The following is a 16684-nucleotide window of genomic DNA, read 5'->3' on the forward strand; positions in this document are numbered from 1 at the left end:
ATTCACGATGGCACAAGTAGAAATCAAGGTTCCCGACATCGGCGACTTCGACGAAGTGGCGGTGATCGAGGTGCTGGTCAAGGTGGGCGACACGGTCAAGGCCGAGCAGTCGCTGATCACCGTCGAGTCCGACAAGGCGTCGATGGAGATCCCGTCGTCCGCCGCCGGCACCGTCAAGGAGCTGAAGGTCGGCATGGGCGACAAGGTCAAGGAGGGCTCGGTGGTGCTGGTGCTCGAGAGCGAAGGCGAAGCCGCATCCCCCGCACCGGCGAAATCCGAAGAAAAAGCCGCGCCAGCCGAAGCGCAGGGCCGGCCTGATGCTACTAAATCGGTAGCAAGCGCACCGGCGGCAGGCCCGGCGCCCGCACCGGCCGCCTCCGGCCCGGTCGAGGTCAAGGTGCCCGATATCGGCGACTTCAAGGACGTCTCGGTGATCGAGATCCTGGTCAAGCCCGGCGACACGATCGCGGCCGACCAGTCGCTGGTCACCGTCGAATCGGACAAGGCCTCGATGGAGATCCCGTCGTCGGCCGCCGGCGTGCTCAAGGAGTTGAAGGTCAAGGTCGGCGACGTGGTCAACATCGGCGACCTGCTCGCGGTGCTGGAAGGCAGCGCGGCCGCCGCACCGGCACCCGCCGCCGGCCCGGCGCCCGCTCCGGCCGCCAGTGCCGCCGCCCCTGCGGCAGCGCCCGCGGCGCTCGCCAGCCAGCCGGTCGAGCGCACCGACCCGACCGCCGCGCTGCCCGCGCACCAGCCGTCGGCCCCCACCGGCAAGCTGCCGCACGCGTCGCCCTCGGTCCGCAAGTTCGCCCGCGAACTGGGCGTGCCGCTCGACGAGGTCAAGGGCAGCGGCGCCAAGGGCCGCATCACCCAGGAAGACGTGCAGAAGTTCACCCAGGCGGTGATGTCGGGTGCCGCGTCCACCAAGGCGGCAGGCGCCAAGCCGGCGGCCGCCGGTGGCGGCGACGGTGCCGCGCTGGGCCTGATCCCCTGGCCGAAGGTCGATTTCGCCAAGTTCGGCGCGGTCGAGCGCAAGGAGCTGTCGCGGATCAAGAAGCTCAGCGGCGCCAACCTGCACCGCAACTGGGTGATGATCCCGCACGTCACCAACAACGACGAGGCCGACATCACCGAGCTGGAAGCCTTCCGTGTGGCGACCAACAAGGAGAACGAGAAGTCGGGCGTCAAGGTGACGATGCTGGCCTTCGTGATCAAGGCGGTCGTCGCGGCGCTGAAGAAATTCCCCGAGTTCAATGCCAGCCTGGACGGCGACACCCTGGTCTACAAGCAGTACTTCCACGTCGGCTTCGCGGCCGACACGCCCAACGGGCTGGTCGTGCCGGTGTTGAAGGATGCCGACAAGAAGGGCATCCTGCAGATCAGCCAGGAGATGGGCGAGCTGGCCAAGAAGGCCCGCGACGGCAAGCTGGGCGGCGGCGACATGCAGGGCGGCTGCTTCTCGATCAGCTCGCTGGGCGGCATCGGCGGCACCCACTTCACCCCCATCATCAACGCGCCCGAAGTGGCGATCCTGGGCTTGTCGAAGGGCCAGACGAAGCCGGTCTGGGACGGCAAGCAGTTCGTGCCGCGCTTGGTGCTGCCGCTGTCGCTCTCCTATGACCACCGGGTGATCGACGGCGCTTCCGCCGCGCGCTTCAACGCGTTCCTGGGCCAGGTGCTGGCCGACTTCCGCCGGGTGCTGCTATGAGCCGGATCGACGTCAAGGTTCCCGATATCGGCGACTTCGCCGAAGTGGCGGTGATCGAGGTGCTGGTGAAGCCCGGCGACACGGTCAAGCCCGAGCAGTCGCTGGTCACCGTCGAGTCCGACAAGGCCTCGATGGAGATCCCGTCCTCGCACGGCGGCGTGGTCCAGGAGGTGAAGGTGAAGGTCGGCGACAAGGTGGCCGAAGGCTCGGTGCTGATCAGCATCGAGGCGGAAGCAGGCGCCGCGGCGCCTGCCGCCGGCCCTGCGCCGGCACCGGCAGCCGCCGCTCCGGCGGCCGCCCCCGCGCCCGCAGCCGAGAAATCCGAGCCGAAAGTGCCTGCAGCCGGCGCGGATAGCCGACCAGCTGCTACCAAAAACGTAGCGAAGGCATCCGACATCGCCGACGCCGACTACGACGTCGTCGTGATCGGCGGCGGCCCCGGCGGCTACTCGGCGGCGTTCCGCGCGGCCGACCTGGGGCTGAAGGTCGCGATGGTCGAGCGCTACCAGACCCTCGGCGGCGTCTGCCTCAACGTGGGCTGCATCCCGTCGAAGGCGCTGCTGCACGTGGCGGCCGTCATGGACGAGGTGAAGCACTTCGCCGACCTGGGCGTGTCGTACGGCGAGCCGTCGCTCGACATCGGCAAGCTGCGCACCCACAAGGAGAAGGTCATCGGCAAGCTGACCGGCGGCCTGGCGGCGATGGCCAAGATGCGCAAGGTGACGGTGCTGCGCGGCCTGGCCACGTTCACCGGCGCCCACGCGCTGGAGGTGGCCGAGACCGGCGGCGCGGCGCAGGAAAAAACCGGCAAGACGCAGGCGGTGAAGTTCCGCCGCGCGATCATCGCGGCCGGCTCGCAGGCGGTGCGCCTGCCGTTCCTGCCCGACGATCCGCGGGTGGTCGATTCCACCGGCGCACTGGCGCTGCAGTCGGTGCCCAAGCGGATGCTGATCGTCGGCGGCGGCATCATCGGCCTGGAAATGGGCACGGTGTACTCCAGCCTGGGCGCGCGGCTCGACGTGGTCGAGATGCTCGACGGCCTGATGCAGGGCGCCGACCGCGACCTGGTGAAGGTCTGGCAGAAGATGAATGCGCCGCGCTTCGACAACATCATGCTCAAGACCAAGACGGTGGGCGCCAAGGCCACCGAGGCGGGCATCGAGGTGACGTTCGAAGGCGAGGGCGCACCTTCGGCGCCGCAGGTCTACGACCTAGTGCTGCAGGCCGTCGGCCGCACGCCCAACGGTGGCAAGGTGGGCGCCGACAAGGCGGGCGTGAAGGTGACGGACCGCGGCTTCATCGACGTCGACATCCAGATGCGGACCAACGTGCCGCACATCTTCGCCATCGGCGACCTGGTCGGCCAGCCGATGCTGGCCCACAAGGCGGTGCACGAGGGCCATGTGGCGGCGGAAGTCATCGCCGGCGAGCTGCAGGGCGACGAGAAGCTGGCCAGCGCCGCCTTCAACGCCCGGGTGATCCCGAGCGTGGCCTACACCGACCCCGAGGTGGCATGGGTCGGCATCACCGAGGACCAGGCCAAGGCCCAGGGCCTCAAGGTGGAGAAGGGCCTGTTCCCGTGGAACGCCTCGGGCCGCGCCATCGCCAACGGCCGCGACGAGGGCTTCACCAAGCTGCTGTTCGACGCCGAGACCCACCGCATCGTCGGCGGCGGCATCGTCGGCACCCATGCGGGCGACATGATCGGCGAGATCGCCCTGGCCATCGAGATGGGCGCCGACGCGGTGGACATCGGCAAGACGATCCACCCGCACCCGACGCTGGGCGAGACCATCGGCCTGGCGGCCGAGGTGGCGCACGGCAGCTGCACCGACGTGCCGCCGGCGCGCAAGCGCTGACGGGGCCCGCCAGGCGTCTTCCGGACGCCTGGCGGGTCATCGCGACGGGCCCGGGGGTCCGGTCCCTGTAAGTACCAAGCAAAACGCCCTGCAGTGCAGGGCGTTTTGCTTGGGGGTAGTCGCGCCGCGAAGGGCTCGCGGCCGGCCGGTCAGTCGGCTCCGGTGTCCTGCACCACGCGGCGGGCGCCGGTGAAGCGGGTCTTCCAGTAGCGGATGTCCATGTCCTCGACCCGCACTTCGGCGCCGGGCTTGGGGGCGTGGATGAACTTGTTCTCGCCGACGTACATGCCGACATGGCTGAACGCGCTGCGCATGGTCTTGAAGAACACCAGGTCGCCGGGCTTGAGTTCCTTGCGGTCGATCTTCTCGGTGGCGGCGGCCTGCTCGTCGGCACGGCGGGGGAGCAGCAGGCCGACGGTCTGGCCGTAGATGGCACGGACGAAGCCGCTGCAGTCGAAGCCCGATTCGGCACTGTTGCCGCCCCGGCGGTACGGCACGCCCAGGAAGCCCATGGCGCTCATCACGACTTCGGAGGTCTGGCTCTTGATCGACTGCCGCACATGTTCGACATGCGACAACAGGCCGCGATCGGCCAGAAGTGCGTCCATGTCGTCCGTTTTGTGGGAGGGTGCTGCGTAGGAGGCCGACGCGGCGGTGAGTAGGAGGACGCACAGGACTCTGGACATGGACGCGGAGATTAAAGGGGCATTGCGCCAGCGTCAAGCGCGGTTACATTCTCTAAGTGCTTGATTTTTAAGCAGAAGTACCATGTCCTCCTCGACAGGGTGCCCTTGTCGCCCTCTTGCCGTTCGGTTGGCACGCCAAATAAAGGATCGAAATGTCTGTAGGACTGCACCGCCGCGCGATCGGCGCTCTTGTCGGCATGGCGCTGGCCACCGCCTGCCTTGCAGGCCCGGCTGCGGCGGCCGATGCGGTGAAGGCCGTGCCGGTGGCGCAGGGCCTGTCGTCGCCCTGGGCGGTGGCGTTCCTGCCGGGCGGCAAGTTCCTCGTCACCGAGCGTCCGGGGCAGATGCGCATCGTCTCCGCGGCGGGCGAGGTGCAGCCGGCGTTGCAGGGCGTGCCGGCGGTCGCCGCGGCGGGGCAGGGTGGCCTGCTCGACGTGGTGACCGACAGCGGCTTCGCTGCCAACCGCGCGCTCTACTTCTGCTATTCGGAAGCAAACGCCAACGGCACGAACGGCACTGCGCTGGCCCGCGCGGTGCTGTCTGCCGACGAACGCCGGCTGGAGCAGGTGAAGGTGCTGTTCCGCCAGCAGCCGAAGATCGCCAGCAGCTTGCACTTCGGCTGCCGCATCGTGGAGAAGGCCGACGGCACGCTGTGGCTGACCCTGGGGGAGCGTTCGTCGAAGAAGGAAGAGGCACAGAACCTCAAGAGCCACCTGGGCAAGATCGTGCGCATCGCCAAGGACGGAACGGTGCCGCCCGACAACCCGTTCGTCGGCCGCGCCGACGCGCTGCCCGAGATCTGGAGCTGGGGCCACCGCAACGCGCAGGGCGCCACGCTGGGCCCCGACGGCCGGCTGTGGATGCACGAGCACGGACCGCAGGGCGGCGACGAGATCAACGTTCCGGTGGCCGGCCGCAACTACGGCTGGCCGGTGATCACCTACGGCGAGAACTACGGCGGCGGGCCCATCGGCCGCGGCATCACCCAGCAGCAGGGCATGGAGCAGCCGCTGCACTACTGGGTGCCGTCGATCGCGCCGTCGGGCATGGCGTTCCTCACCGGCGACCGCTACGGCCCGGCCTGGAAGGGCAGCCTCTTCGTCGGCTCGCTGAAGTTCGGCCGGCTGCACCGGCTGCAGATCGAAGGCGGCAAGGTGGCGCGCGAGGAGTTCCTGCTGGAGAGCCTGCGCGAGCGCATCCGCGACGTGCGCCAGGGCCCGGACGGCTGGCTCTATGTGCTGACCGACGGCCCGCAGGGCCGCCTGCTGCGGCTGGAGCCGTAGACCGCGGCCGGCGCAAGGGGGTGGGCTGCGACAATCGGCCCATCTCCCATTTCCTGCCCCTGCGCACCCCTGCCATGCTGCTCGACGCCTCCGAATCCCAACTCGTCCTGGTGGACTACCAGGAACGCCTGATGCCCGCGATCTTCGAGGGCCCGGCGGTGCTGGCCAACGCGCTGCGACTGGCCCGCGCGGCACAGCTGCTGGAGGTGCCGGTCTGGGGCACCGAGCAGAACCCGTCGGGCCTCGGCCCCAACGACCCCGCACTGCGCGCGCTGTGCCACCGCACCCTGGCCAAGATGCAGTTCAGCGCAGTCGAGGAAGGCCTGGGCGACTGGCTGCGGCCGGCGCCCAGGCCGCAGGGCGGCAACGCCCGCAGCCTGCCCAAGCACCTGCAGAAGCCGGCCCAGGCGCCCGAGCCCGGCGTCATCGTGATCGCGGGCTGCGAAGCGCACATCTGCCTGCTGCAGACCGCGCTCGACCTGCTGGAGGACGAGTTCGAGGTCTGGGTGGTGACCGACGCCTGCGGGTCGCGCACCGAGCGCAACCGCGACGCCGCCTTCGACCGCCTGGCCGGCAGCGGTGCCGAGCTGGTCACCACCGAGATGGTGCTGTTCGAATGGCTGGGCTCGGCCGAGCATCCCGATTTCAAGGCGATCCAGGACCTGGTGCGCTGAACGCCGGCGCCGGCGGCGTCAGCCCGCTGCAAGTCCCGCTCCGATAATGGACCGGCCCCCGCCACGAGGGGCGCCCGCCGACCCCCCGGCGGGAACCATGAGGAGACAGACGCGATGCAGGACACCGACCCGTACGGCCCCTACGCCAGCTTCCACCGCCGCTCCATCGACGAGCGCGACGCCTTCTGGGCCGAGCAGGCCCGGCTGATCGACTGGCACACGCCGCCCCAGCGCATCTGCGACTACGACCGGCCGCCCTTCGCCCGCTGGTTCCCGGGCGGCACCACCAACCTCTGCCACAACGCGGTCGACCGGCACCTCGCCACCCGGGCCGACCAGCCGGCGCTGATCGCCGTCTCCACCGAGACGGGCACCGAGCGCACCTACACCTTCGCCGAACTGCACGCCGAGGCGCAGCGCATGGCCGCCGCGCTCCAGGCCCTGGGCGTGCGGCAGGGCGACCGGGTGCTGCTCTACATGCCGATGATCGCCGAGGCCGTCTTCGCGATGCTGGCCTGCGTGCGCATCGGCGCGCTGCATTCGGTGGTGTTCGGCGGCTTCGCGCCGGCATCGCTGGCCAGCCGCATCGACGATGCCGAGCCGACCGTGATCGTCAGCGCCGACGCCGGGTCGCGCGGTGGCCGTGTGATCCCGTACAAGCCGCTGCTCGACGAGGCGCTGCGCCTGGCCGCCCGGCCGCCGGCGCATGTGCTGCTGGCCGACCGGGGCCTGGCGCCGATGGCCCTCGTGGCCGGCCGCGACCACCTGTGGCGCGACCTGCGGCAGCAGCACCTCGATGCGCAGGTGCCCTGCGTCTGGCTCGACGCCACCCACCCGAGCTACACCCTCTACACCAGCGGCACCACCGGCCGGCCCAAGGGCGTGCAGCGCGACACCGGCGGCTACACCGTGGCGCTGGCGGCCAGCATGCGGCACATCTTCGATGCGCAGCCCGGCCAGACCTTCTTCTGCACCAGCGACATCGGCTGGGTGGTGGGCCACAGCTACATCGTCTACGGCCCGCTGATCGGCGGCATGGCGACCATCCTCTACGAAGGCCTGCCGGTGGTGCCCGCGGCGCTGCGCGCGCCCGATGCGGCGGGGCCCGAGGGCCCGGATGCGGGCATCTGGTGGCGGCTGGTGGAGAAGTACCGCGTCACCCACATGTTCTCGGCCCCCACCGCAATCCGGGTGCTGCGCAAGCAGGATCCGGCCTGGCTCACCCGCCACGACCTGTCGAGCCTGCAGGGCCTGTGGCTTGCCGGGGAGCCGCTCGATGCGCCCACCGCCCAGTGGGTGCAGGACGCGCTGCAGGTGCCGGTGATCGACAACTACTGGCAGACCGAGAGCGGCTGGCCGATCCTGACCATCGCCCGCGGGGTGCACCGCACGCCGCCGCGCCTGGGAAGCCCGGGCTTTCCGATGTACGGCTACGACCTGACGCTGGTGGACGAGGGCACCGGAGACGAGATCACCGAACCTGGCCAGAAGGGCGTGATCGCGATCGACGGCCCCCTGCCGCCCGGCTGCATGCAGACCGTCTGGCGCGACGACGCCCGCTTCGTCGCCACCTACTGGCAGAGCCTGCCGGGGCCCGAGCGCTACAGCACCTTCGACTGGGGCATGCGCGACGCCGATGGGTATCTCTTCATCCTGGGCCGCACCGACGACGTGATCAACGTCGCCGGCCACCGGCTGGGCACGCGCGAGATCGAGGAGATCGTCTCGGGCCATCCGGGCATCGCCGAGGTGGCGGTGGTGGGCGTGGCCGATGCGCTGAAGGGGCAGGCCGCTTTCGCACTGGCGGTGCCGCGCGACCCGGCGGCGTGTACCGATGCCGCGGTCGCGGCCGCGCTGGAGGCGGCGGTCATGGCGCGGGTCACCGAGCAGCTGGGCGCGGTGGGCCGGCCGGCGCGGGTGCTCTTCGTGTCGCTGCTGCCCAAGACGCGCAGCGGCAAGCTGCTGCGCCGCGCGATCCAGGCGGTGTGCGAGGGCCGCGACCCGGGCGACCTGAGCACGCTCGAGGATCCTGCCGCGCTGCAGCAGGTGCAAGGCGCGGTCGCCGCCGCTCGGCCGGTGGCGTCCTGATACAGCGCATGACGGTTGCGGCTCTAAGGTCTGCCGCATTCTTCAACGGAGCCGACACGTGAAACGCCACCTGACCGAAACCACCGGCCTGCAGCGCCTGGGCTATGCCGCCGCGGCCGGCGTGCTGGTGTTCGCCGCCGCCACGCCGCTCGTGCCGCCCGTGCGCTTGCTGCTGGCCTGGGTCGTCGCCGGCGCGACCGATCTCTGCCTGGCCTGGCTGCTGGCACGCAACTTCGATGCGCCGCGGATCCGCGGCCGGGCCAAGGCCCAGGACGAATCGGCCGCGGTGCTGTTCCTGGCGATGGTGGTGGCGCTCTGCGCCAGCGTCGCGGCGATCGTGGTGCTGCTGCAGCAGACGCACGACCTGCCGCCGTCGCAGCGCGGTGCGCACGTCGCCTTGTCGATGCTGGCGCTGGCGACGTCCTGGCTCTGGATCCACACGCTCTTCGCCTTCCGCTACGCCCACCGCTACTACCAGAGCGAAGACGGCGGCCCGCAGGCGGCCGAGTCGAAGAAGGCCGCCAGCGGCGGGCTTGATTTTCCGGGGGAGGGCGATCCGGACTACTTCGATTTCCTCTACCAGTCGCTGGTGATCGGCATGACCTCGCAGGTGTCCGACGTGCAGGTGACCTCGTCCGCGATGCGCCGTCTGGTGACGGTGCACGGCCTGATGGCCTTCGTCTTCAACGTGGTGCTGCTGGCCCTGGGCGTGAACGCCGCAGCGTCGATGCTCGGGTAAACCCGCGAGAGTTCCGCGGCATGCTCGACGACGGGCGATCGTCCTACAAAAAAGGTGCATCCAGCTTGCAATCGGGGCCGTAATGCCTCCCGAAGATGCACGGGCTGCGGCGCACAAACAAACAAGTGCCATGGCAGTGTCTTTAGTCGCACCGCCATAGTGGCTCGCGATTCCCACCACGTGTACCGAGGAGTTGAGCATGATTCAAGAACCCGCAATGATGGATGTTTTGCAGCGCCGCAGCGAGAAGCTCGCAGAACGCCGGCAGTTCTTTCGCAAGACCGGCGGTTTCGCAGCCGGCATGGCCGGTGGCGCGATCCTGACCGCCTGCGGCGGCGGTTCCGGCGGCGCGGTCGCGGCCGATGCGCCGAGCGATGTCGAGATCCTCAACTTCGCGTTGAACCTGGAGTACCTCGAAGCCCAGTTCTACCAGCACGCCGTCTTCGGCGTGGGCCTGGCCGCCTCGCAGCAGACCGGCGTGGGCGTGCAGGGCGCGGTCGTAGGCGGTGGCCGCGCGGTGCCGTTCAGCGATCCGGTCGTCGCGGCCTATGCCCGTGAGATCGCACGCGACGAAGCCCAGCACGTGGCTTTCCTGCGTTCCGCTCTCGGCAGCGCAGCGGTGGCCCAGCCGGCACTCGACATCAGCGGCACCAATCCGAATGGCGCCTTCTCGCAAGCAGCGGTTGCTGCCGGCCTGATCACGCAGGGCCAGGTATTCGATCCGTATGCGAATGACGCCAACTTCCTGCTGGCCGCCTTCATCTTCGAAGACGTCGGTGTCACTGCCTACAAGGGCGCCGCGCCGCTGATCACCAACAAGACCTACCTCGAAGCCGCAGCCGGCATCCTGGCGGCCGAGGCCTACCACGCAGGCCTGGTGCGTACGGTGCTGTACTCTAAGGGCCTGCAGACGCCTGCGCTGCGCACCTCGGCCGACGCCATCGCCCGGGCCCGCGACACGCTCGACAGCTCGAAGACCGCCGAAGCCAGCCTGACCGGCACCGGCGGCACCGCCCCGATCGCCGGCATCGTGCCGCTCGACTCCAACGGCATCGCCTACAGCCGCAGCTACGACGACGTGCTCAACATCGTCTACCTGAATCCAGGTGCGGTCACCAAGGGTGGCTTCTACCCGAACGGCCTGAACGGAACGCTGGTGATGAGCAGCGCCTTCGCATAAATCTGCGCTGGCCCTGCCGGGCCAGACCGACAAAGGCGACCGTGTCCTCGTGGCACGGTCGCTTTTTTCATGGGCGCAACCTGCAACGGCGCCCGCGACCCGACGGCTTACGCAGGCTCAGGCCCGAGTCGCAGTTCGGCCCCAGCGCAAGAGCCCGGTCGAGACCAGCGTTCCCACCAGGATCACGAGGCCGCACCCCACCATCCACAGCGTGACCGGCTCGCCGAGCAGCACCGCGCCGTAGGCCACCGCGAACACCGGTGCCAGGAAGGTGACGGCCAGCGCCCGGCTCGGCCCGGCCCGTTCGATCAGGCGGAAGTACAGCAGGTAGGCCAGCGCGGTGCAGAGCACGCCCATCGCCACGATGGCGAACCATGCCTTGGCACCCGGCATCTGCGCCGGCCAGAACAGCGCGGTGGGAATCGCCAGCGCCAGCGCGGCGCCCAGCTGGCTACCCATGGCCGTGGCGATCGGGTGCACACCGCCGAGGTAGCGTTTGGCGTAGCTCGCGGCGGTGCCGTAGCAGGCACAGGCCACCAGGCAGGCCGCCACCGGCAGCAGAGTGCCGCCCAGCGCGGTGCTGGCGCCCGGCACCGCGCTGCTGCGGCTGGCGAGCAGGGTCACGCCGGTGAAGCCGATCGCCAGTCCGCACCAGCGCTGCCAGTCCAGCCGGTCGCTCAGCCAGAGCCAGGCGACCACCGCGCCGAACAGCGGCACGGTGGCGTTCACGATCGACGCGGTGCCGGTCGTCACATGCATCACCGCATACGAATACAGCGCGAACGGGATCGCCGAATTGAGCACGCCCGCCGCCAGGATGCGGCCGAAGTGGCGGCGCAGCGTCGGCACCTGGCCGCGCGCCACCAGCAGCGGCAGCAGCACCAGCGCGGCCACCGTGACCCGCAGCCCGGCGGTGGGCAGCGGGCCGAAATCGGTGGCGCCCAGGCGCATGAACAGAAAGGAACTGCCCCAGAGCGCGGCCAGCAGCAGGAAGTCGCCGAGCCAGGCGCGGGTGGGAATCGAGGGGGTCATGCCGGCGTACCGAAGAGGGAAGCGGCGCGGGGTGCGGACGGGCTGGCCTGGATGCCGGTGCCCGCGGCCTTCCCGCGCTCCAGCGCCAGCAGCGCCGCCTTGCGTTCCAGCCCGCCGGCATAGCCGGTCAGCAGCCCGGCGCTGCCCACCACCCGGTGGCAGGGCACGACGATGCTGACCGGGTTGCGGCCCACCGCGGCGCCGACTGCCCGCACGGCGGCAGGCCGGCCGACGGCCACCGCCAGCGCACCGTAGCTCGTCGTGGTGCCGAGCGGCAGCGCGACCAGTGCGCGCCAGACCGCCTGCTGGAAATCGGTCGCGCCCGGCAGGTCCAGCGGGATGGCGAAGCCCGCGCCGCTGCCGGCGAAGTAGGCGGAGAGTTCGGCCACGGCCCGGTCGAGCACCGCATGGGCGCGTTCGTGCAGCGGCCAGGTGCCGGGCGCATCCAGCTGCGGCGGCCGGTGGCGCTGGTCGAAGAACCACAGGCCCGCCAAGCCGCGCGGTGTGGCGGCGAGGTCGATGGCGCCCAGGGGCGATGTCCAGCGGCGCAGGACGGTGTCGGGTGGGTAGATCATGGTTTTGTAGTGTTTTGATGCTGTAGCCGGCGTCGTGCGCCGGCCTTCAGCTATTTATTCGATAGCGGATGGCTGGGGTGGTGCCAGCGGTTCCAGCGCATGCCAGGCGCGCAGCACCGCATAGCTGCGCCACGGCCGCCAGACCTGCGAGGCTTCTTCCGCCGCCTTGGCCGGCCGGGGCAGACCGCGCACGCCCATCGCCTGCTGCAGCGCCACGTCGCCGGCCTGAAACGCGTCGGGCCACGCCAATGCCCGCATCGCGATGTAGTGGGCCGTCCAGTCACCGATGCCCGGCAGGGCGACCAGGGCGGCGATGGCCGGGGCCGGCGCGCTGCCCGGCTCCAGGACCAGCGATCCGTCGGCCACCGCCCGGGCCAGCGCCTGGATCGCGCCCTGGCGCTGGCGCACGATGCCCAGGCCGCCCAGCGAGTCCGAATCTGCCGCGGCCAGCGCCGCCGGCGTGGGGAACAGCCGCAGCAGCCCGCCGTGCGGCGTGGCCAGCGGCGCGCCGTAGCGGGCGGCCAGCCGGTTGGCGAAAGTGCAGGCCGCCGCCACCGTCACCTGCTGGCCTAGCACGGCGCGCACCGCCAGCTCGAAGCCGTCGAAGCTGCCCGGCACCCGCCAGCCGGCCATGCCGGGGAAGTGGGGGCCGAGCAGTGCGTCGATCGCAGCCGGGTCGGCATCCAGGTCGAGCAGGGCGCGCACCTGGCGGATCACGGTGGGCAGCACCGGCAGCAGGCTGTCGCTCACCTGCAGCAGCACCTGGCTGCGCGCCTCGTCGAACTGCAGCTGCAGCCAGCCGGACGGCCCGGCGGCGCCCCGGGGCGCCAGCGCGCGCTGGAACGCCGGGCCGGTGGGGGTGTCGACCATCGCCTCCACCCCGGCCACCAAGTGGCGCTTGAGGAACGCCAGCATGCCCGCGACCGCATACGGCGGCCGGTAGGCCAGCCGTGCCTGTGCCACCGGGGCGGCGGTGCCGGCCCGTTCCGCCGACGGGGCCCGTTCCCGCCGCACCGCCACCGGCGCCAGCCCGTAGTGCGCCAGGAAGGCCGCCTGGAACCGCCGCAGGCTGGCGAAGCCCGCGGCCAGCGCCACGTCGGCCACCGGCAGGTCGGTGTCGGCCAGCAGCTGCTTGGCGGCCAGCAGCCGGCGGGTCTGCAGGTACTGCAGCGGCGACACGCCGAAAGCGCCCTCGAACACCCGCCGCAGGTGCCGGTCGCTGATGCCCATCAGCGCGGCGAGGCGCTGCACCGGGGCGGCGGCGCTGTCGCTGGTGACGGCAAGCCAGTGGGCGGGGTCGTCCAGCCGGCGGGCCGCCTCGTGCGCCAGCATCGCCGCGGCGTCGTGCATCGACCAGACGGTGCCGGCGGCGCCCGGCGCCAGCTCGGGCCGGCAGCGCAGGCAGGGGCGGAAACCCGCGCTCTCGGCCTGGGCCGCCAGGGCGAAGAAGCGGCAGTTCTCGCGCCGTGGGGTGCGCACCCGGCACACCGGCCGGCAGTAGATGCCGGTGGAGGTCACGCCGGTGAAGAAGCTGCCGTCGAAGCGGGCATCGTGGGCCGACAGGGCGCGGTAGCAGGCATCGCCGTCGGGCGCGGCGGCGGGGCCGGCGGCCGGCAGGTCGCCGTCCTCGGGTGCTGCGGGGCGGGCGGTGGGCGAAGCGGGCTGGTCCATGCGGTCGATGATACGGACGGGGCGGCGGGCCACACGCCGTTTTCGGACATCTCCCTGCGGCCGTCCATTACACCGTCGTCCGCCTAGCACGCGCATCTGTCCCACAGGGCCGGCGGGGTGGCATGCCTAGAATCGGCGAGCATTTTTCATCCAGCAGAAAGACGTTCCCATGGCATTCGCACCGTCCATCTTCAAGGCCTACGACATCCGCGGCATCGTGCCCGCCGCCCTCGACGAGGGCGTGGCGAAAGCGCTGGGCCTGGCCTTCGGCGCCGCCGCGCTGGCGCTCGGCGAGAAGGCCGTCGCCGTCGGCCGCGACGGCCGTCTGAGCGGCCCGGCCCTCAGCAAGGCGCTGATCGACGGCCTGGTGGCCTCGGGCGTCGAGGTGATCGATGTCGGCACCGTCACCACGCCGATGCTGTACTTCGCGGCCAGCACGCTCTGCAACAGCGGCATCCAGGTCACCGGCAGCCACAACCCGAAGGACTACAACGGCTTCAAGATGGTGCTGGCCGGCAAGGCGATCTACGGCGACGAGATCCAGGGCCTGCGCCGCACGATGGACGACGACAGCGCCCCGCGCAAGGACGGAGGCAGCGTCCGCACGGTGGACGTCACCGCCGACTACATCGCCCGCATCGCCGGCGACATCAAACTGGCCCGGCCGATCAAGATCGTGGTCGATTCGGGCAACGGCATCGCCGGCGCTTCCGCTCCCGACGTGTTCCGCGCCATCGGCTGCGAGGTGATCGAGCTGTTCAGCGAGGTCGACGGCAACTTCCCCAACCACCACCCCGACCCGAGCAAGCCCGAGAACCTGCGCGACGTGATCGCCAAGCTGCAGGAGACCGATGCCGAGCTGGGCCTGGCCTTCGACGGCGACGGCGACCGCCTGGGCATCGTCACCAAGGACGGCCAGAACATCTTCCCCGACCGCCAGATGATGCTGTTCGCCCAGGACGTGCTGAGCCGCGTGCCCGGCGGCGAGATCGTCTTCGACGTGAAGTGCAGCCAACGCCTGGCGCCCGCCATCGAGGCGGCCGGCGGCAAGGCCACCATGTTCAAGACCGGCCATTCGCTGATCAAAGCCAAGATGCGCGAGACGAACTCCCCGCTGGGCGGCGAGATGAGCGGCCACATCTTCTTCAAGGAGCGCTGGTACGGCTTCGACGACGGCACCTATGCCGGCTGCCGCCTGCTGGAGATCGTCAGCAAGAGCCTCGACGCGAGCGCTGTGCTCAATGCGCTGCCGACCAGCTTCTCCACGCCCGAGCTGAACGTGGCCTGCGCCGAGGGCGAGCCGCACACCCTGGTGCAGAAGCTGGTCGAGACGGCGAAATTCGACGCGCCGGCCAAGGTCTCGACCATCGACGGCGTGCGGGTGGACTGGCCCGACGGCTTCGGCCTGGTGCGCGCCTCCAACACCACGCCGGTGCTGGTGCTGCGCTTCGAAGGCCACACGCCCGAGGCGCTGCACCGCATCGAAGAAGCGATGACCGCGCTGCTGAAGACGGTCAAGCCGGATGCGAAGATCGGCGCTGCTGCACATTGAGCACTCCCCCAGGCTTCGCACTTCGTGTCTGCGCCTACCCCCTCGCCGGGGGCGAGACCTGCAGCCCGGCGGAGCCGGATCTGCGGTCTCCCTGAACGGAGAGCGTTTAAGCCGCGGCGGTGCCGAGTCGCGGTCTATTTCTCTGACGGAGCGGTTTGGCTGCTCCGTTTTCATTTCCGTCCATGCGCTTTCTCTCTCGCCTCGCCTTGATGGGTTATTCGGCTGCCTTGACCGTGGCGCAGCCGTTGCTGCGTCGCAAGCTGCGCCGGCGGGCCCGGGTGGAGACGGGGTACGGGGAGGCGGTGGAGGAGCGGTTCGGGTTTTACGCACCGGCGGGATGGTCGCGGCCTGCCGAAGCCGAAGCCGCCGCCGCCGCGGGGCCGACAGTGTGGCTGCATGCGGTGTCGCTCGGGGAGACGCGGGCCGCGGCGGTGCTGGTGGAGGCTCTGCGCGCGCGCTTGCCCGGCATGCGGCTGCTGTTGACGAACGGTACCGCCACCGGACGGGCCGAGGGCCGCAAGCTGATGCGGCCGGGTGACCGGCAGGTCTGGCAGCCGTGGGATACGCCGCAGGCGGTGCGGCGGTTCCTGCAGACCTTTGCGCCGGATATCGGCATCCTGATGGAAACCGAGGTCTGGCCCAACCTGGTCGCCGGCTGCGTGGGGCAGGGCGTGCTGCTGGTGCTCGCCAATGCGCGGCTCAACACCGGCTCGCTGGCCAAGTCGGAACGTCTGCATCTGCTGGCACGCCCGGCGTACGCGGGCCTCACCGCCGTATGGGCTCAGCATGCCGACGATGCCGCGCGGCTGCGCCGCCTGGGCGCGCCGGTGCAGGGCGTGTTCGGCAACCTGAAGTTCGACGCCGCGCCCGATGCGGCGCTGCTGGCACGCGGCCGGCAGTGGCGCGATGCCGGCACGCGGCCGGTGGTGCTGTTCGCGAGCTCCCGGGAAGGCGAAGAGGCGCTGTGGATCGATGAGTTCAAGCGAAAAGTGCCCGCGGCCGACGCAGAACGCCGACCACTAGCTACAGAAACCATAGCAAACGGGTTGTCTGGCGCTTCCGATGTTCAGTGGCTCCTGGTACCGCGGCATCCCAACCGTTTCGACGAAGTCGCGCAGTTGCTGCAGGCCGCCGGGCTGCGTGTCGCCCGCCGCAGCCAGTGGCCGGACGGGGAAGGCCCCCCGCCGGAGGCCGACGTCTGGCTGGGCGACACGGTCGGCGAGATGGCGCTGTACTACGGCATGGCGCATGCCGCCCTGCTCGGCGGCAGCTTCGAGACCCTGGGCGGCCAGAACCTGATCGAAGCCGCGGCCTGCGGCTGCCCGGTGGTGATGGGGCCGCACACCTTCAATTTTGCCGATGCGGCGGAGCAGGCCGCGGCAGCGGGTGCGGCGACGCGGGTGGTGGACATGGGGCAGGGGGTTGAAGTGGCGCTGCGGCTGGTCGGCGATCCGGCCGCTCGGCAGAAGGCGGCCGCGGCATCGACCGCCTTCGCCGCGTCGCACAGCGGTGCGTCGGCCCGCACGGCGGATGCGATCTGTGCGCTGTTGGCGCGGCGGAAGGCTGGTTAGCCGACACTCGGCCGTGCCCCGGGTCCGGGCAGCGACAGTGCCGGGCCGCCATTGCGCCGGTCCGTA

The 16684-nt window shown here is 70.6% G+C and carries 13 protein-coding genes; 9 read left to right on the plus strand and 4 right to left on the minus strand.

Going from position 1 to position 16684, the window contains the following annotated elements; translation table 11 throughout:
- Positions 1-7: 7 nt before the first annotated feature.
- Both aceF and lpdA read left to right on the plus strand, forming a co-directional pair.
- Positions 8-1708, plus strand: a complete 1701-nt coding sequence (aceF, locus tag ASE76_RS09035; protein ID WP_055838015.1) for a dihydrolipoyllysine-residue acetyltransferase — start codon at positions 8-10, stop codon at positions 1706-1708.
- Positions 1705-3567: a dihydrolipoyl dehydrogenase gene (gene lpdA, locus ASE76_RS09040; RefSeq protein ID WP_055838018.1), complete on the plus strand. Its 1863-nt coding sequence runs from the start codon at positions 1705-1707 to the stop codon at positions 3565-3567. Before aceF ends, lpdA begins: the two co-directional genes overlap by 4 nt.
- Before the next feature lie 149 nt (positions 3568-3716).
- Here the strand turns inward: lpdA and ASE76_RS09045 are convergent, their stop codons facing one another.
- Complete coding sequence (locus ASE76_RS09045) at positions 3717-4253, minus strand: C40 family peptidase (RefSeq protein ID WP_055838021.1); 537 nt, start codon at positions 4251-4253, stop codon at positions 3717-3719.
- A gap of 197 nt (positions 4254-4450) precedes the next feature.
- On the opposite strand from ASE76_RS09045, the gene ASE76_RS09050 reads away from it, so the two are divergent.
- The 5 genes from ASE76_RS09050 to ASE76_RS09070 all read left to right on the plus strand — a co-directional run bounded on the left by ASE76_RS09050 (position 4451) and on the right by ASE76_RS09070 (position 10217).
- Positions 4451-5536, plus strand: a complete 1086-nt coding sequence (locus tag ASE76_RS09050) for a PQQ-dependent sugar dehydrogenase (RefSeq protein ID WP_156362672.1) — start codon at positions 4451-4453, stop codon at positions 5534-5536.
- A 74-nt stretch (positions 5537-5610) separates the two neighbouring features.
- The gene (locus tag ASE76_RS09055; protein ID WP_055838024.1) at positions 5611-6210 is read left to right on the plus strand and encodes an isochorismatase family protein; all 600 of its coding nucleotides are present in this window, start codon (positions 5611-5613) and stop codon (positions 6208-6210) included.
- A gap of 114 nt (positions 6211-6324) precedes the next feature.
- The gene (locus ASE76_RS09060) at positions 6325-8298 is read left to right on the plus strand and encodes a propionate--CoA ligase (RefSeq protein ID WP_055838026.1); all 1974 of its coding nucleotides are present in this window, start codon (positions 6325-6327) and stop codon (positions 8296-8298) included.
- 58 nt (positions 8299-8356) lie between these two features.
- The gene (locus ASE76_RS09065) at positions 8357-9037 is read left to right on the plus strand and encodes a DUF1345 domain-containing protein (RefSeq protein WP_055838029.1); all 681 of its coding nucleotides are present in this window, start codon (positions 8357-8359) and stop codon (positions 9035-9037) included.
- A 199-nt stretch (positions 9038-9236) separates the two neighbouring features.
- Positions 9237-10217: a ferritin-like domain-containing protein gene (locus ASE76_RS09070; protein ID WP_055838032.1), complete on the plus strand. Its 981-nt coding sequence runs from the start codon at positions 9237-9239 to the stop codon at positions 10215-10217.
- Between the two features lie 117 nt (positions 10218-10334).
- Here the strand turns inward: ASE76_RS09070 and ASE76_RS09075 are convergent, their stop codons facing one another.
- Genes ASE76_RS09075 through ASE76_RS09085 form a run of 3 tightly spaced genes read right to left on the minus strand, consistent with a single transcriptional unit; the run spans position 10335 to position 13495 of the window.
- Positions 10335-11249, minus strand: coding sequence for a DMT family transporter (locus ASE76_RS09075; protein ID WP_055838035.1), 915 nt, complete (start codon positions 11247-11249; stop codon positions 10335-10337).
- On the minus strand, positions 11246-11824 hold the full coding sequence (locus ASE76_RS09080; RefSeq protein ID WP_055838037.1) for a methylated-DNA--[protein]-cysteine S-methyltransferase: 579 nt from the start codon (positions 11822-11824) through the stop codon (positions 11246-11248). Before ASE76_RS09080 ends, ASE76_RS09075 begins: the two co-directional genes overlap by 4 nt.
- 54 nt (positions 11825-11878) lie before the next feature.
- A complete protein-coding gene (locus ASE76_RS09085) occupies positions 11879-13495 on the minus strand; it encodes a DNA-3-methyladenine glycosylase 2 family protein (RefSeq protein WP_082448240.1) in 1617 nt (538 codons plus the stop codon).
- A 169-nt stretch (positions 13496-13664) separates the two neighbouring features.
- Here ASE76_RS09085 and ASE76_RS09090 point away from each other — a divergent pair, with 169 nt between their 5' ends.
- Positions 13665-15047: a phosphomannomutase/phosphoglucomutase gene (locus ASE76_RS09090; RefSeq protein ID WP_055838039.1), complete on the plus strand. Its 1383-nt coding sequence runs from the start codon at positions 13665-13667 to the stop codon at positions 15045-15047.
- Positions 15048-15229: 182 nt separating this feature from the next.
- Positions 15230-16618 (plus strand): 3-deoxy-D-manno-octulosonic acid transferase, encoded by a 1389-nt coding sequence (locus ASE76_RS09095; protein WP_055838042.1) that lies wholly within the window; start codon positions 15230-15232, stop codon positions 16616-16618.
- The last annotated feature ends 66 nt before the right edge of the window (positions 16619-16684 follow it).

This window comes from Xylophilus sp. Leaf220 (assembly GCF_001421705.1).
Lineage (GTDB): Bacteria > Pseudomonadota > Gammaproteobacteria > Burkholderiales > Burkholderiaceae_C > Xylophilus.

What these genes read in the sequence shown, in the direction of transcription:
- aceF (WP_055838015.1), top strand. Translation starts at nt 8, where the DNA reads ATGGCACAAGTAGAAATCAAGGTTCCCGACATCGGCGACTTCGACGAA.
- lpdA (WP_055838018.1), top strand. Translation starts at nt 1,705, where the DNA reads ATGAGCCGGATCGACGTCAAGGTTCCCGATATCGGCGACTTCGCCGAA.
- ASE76_RS09045 (WP_055838021.1), bottom strand. Translation starts at nt 4,253, where the DNA reads ATGTCCAGAGTCCTGTGCGTCCTCCTACTCACCGCCGCGTCGGCCTCC.
- ASE76_RS09050 (WP_156362672.1), top strand. Translation starts at nt 4,451, where the DNA reads ATGGCGCTGGCCACCGCCTGCCTTGCAGGCCCGGCTGCGGCGGCCGAT.
- ASE76_RS09055 (WP_055838024.1), top strand. Translation starts at nt 5,611, where the DNA reads ATGCTGCTCGACGCCTCCGAATCCCAACTCGTCCTGGTGGACTACCAG.
- ASE76_RS09060 (WP_055838026.1), top strand. Translation starts at nt 6,325, where the DNA reads ATGCAGGACACCGACCCGTACGGCCCCTACGCCAGCTTCCACCGCCGC.
- ASE76_RS09070 (WP_055838032.1), top strand. Translation starts at nt 9,237, where the DNA reads ATGATTCAAGAACCCGCAATGATGGATGTTTTGCAGCGCCGCAGCGAG.
- ASE76_RS09075 (WP_055838035.1), bottom strand. Translation starts at nt 11,249, where the DNA reads ATGACCCCCTCGATTCCCACCCGCGCCTGGCTCGGCGACTTCCTGCTG.
- ASE76_RS09080 (WP_055838037.1), bottom strand. Translation starts at nt 11,824, where the DNA reads ATGATCTACCCACCCGACACCGTCCTGCGCCGCTGGACATCGCCCCTG.
- ASE76_RS09085 (WP_082448240.1), bottom strand. Translation starts at nt 13,495, where the DNA reads ATGGACCAGCCCGCTTCGCCCACCGCCCGCCCCGCAGCACCCGAGGAC.
- ASE76_RS09090 (WP_055838039.1), top strand. Translation starts at nt 13,665, where the DNA reads ATGGCATTCGCACCGTCCATCTTCAAGGCCTACGACATCCGCGGCATC.
- ASE76_RS09095 (WP_055838042.1), top strand. Translation starts at nt 15,230, where the DNA reads ATGCGCTTTCTCTCTCGCCTCGCCTTGATGGGTTATTCGGCTGCCTTG.